General features: G+C 48.3%; 2 pseudogenes. Both read left to right on the top strand.

The features are described from left to right. Window positions 1–671: pseudogene (locus CIK04_RS24330) on the top strand (flagellar basal body rod protein FlgF); the annotation flags it as partial. Between the two features lie 84 nt (window positions 672–755). Further along, window positions 756–1,198: pseudogene (locus CIK04_RS24325) on the top strand (flagellar hook-basal body complex protein); the annotation flags it as partial.

Below are 1,198 nucleotides of genomic sequence, written 5' to 3'. Positions count from 1 at the left end.
TCTTTCTTGCTATGAGTGGTGCCAAGCAGAATATGCAGGCTCTGCAACTACGAGCGAACAACCTAGCCAACGTGAGCACAACAGGGTTTCGTGCAGATTTAGCGCAAGCTCGTTCAATGCAAGCGTACGGTGACGGGCTACCTACTCGAGTTTTCAGCATGACAGAGCGCCCAGGACATAAATSTTTTGCTCAAGGCAGTGTGATCACCACAGGCCGTGAACTCGATATTACGATTGAGGGAAATGGTTGGATTGGGGTGATGGATAAACTAGGCAAAGAAGGGTTAACCCGTAACGGTAATCTGAAAGTCGATCAAAATGGACTACTGAGCAATGCCATGGTGATGTTGCCTTGGGGAAGGTGGTGCACCCATTACCATTCCTCTTCCTGTGAGCAAAATTGAAATCGGCCGCGATGGTACGATCTCGGTCTTACCTCAAGGAGCGCCAGCGGAAGAGATGGAAGAAATCGATACGTATTAAGCTGGTCAAGACCAATGACAGTGCTTTGTTTAAAGACACCAATGGCCTGTTCCGCCACAAGGAACCCAATCAGCCGTACGAAGCGGATCCAACCGTGCAAATCATGACAGGTGCCATTGAGGGCAGCAACGTGAATGCTGTTGGTGAAATGACGGCTCTGATTGACCTGCAACGTAATTGAGATGCAGTAAATGATGAGCACAGCAGAAGAGATGGACAAGTCGTCTGATTCTCTGCTTCGTATGAGCTATAGAATTAGAGGTCACCAGATTATGCATCCGGCACTATGGTAGGTAAAACGGGGCTTAGACGCTCAACAAACCAAATATCGCGACAATTTCAAACAACTTAAGCGAACGCCTCAACCATCGGTTTTAAAAAGGGTCGAGCGGTGTTTGAAGATCTSTCTCTACCAAAATATTAACCAACCTGGTGGTCAATCTTCTCAGAATACTCAACTGCCCAGTGGTTGATGTTAGGTGCGGGCTCAAAAGTGGTCGCAACACAAAAGTGCATACACATGGTAACGCCAAACCACCACCATGCGTGGATCTCATGGTAGAAGGGGATGGCTTTTCCAAATCACCATGCCGACGGCAACATTGGTTACTCCCGCAATGGCCAGTTCACTCTGAACGGTGAAGGTGTCGTGGTCACATCCGGTTCGGGTTACCCATTAGAGCCTGAAATTGTGATCCCTGAAGACGCGATTTCC

It is taken from the genome of Vibrio sp. 03_296 (assembly GCF_002265885.1).
Note: the sequence above shows the minus strand (reverse complement) of the source record. Positions and strands in the feature narration are given on the sequence as shown.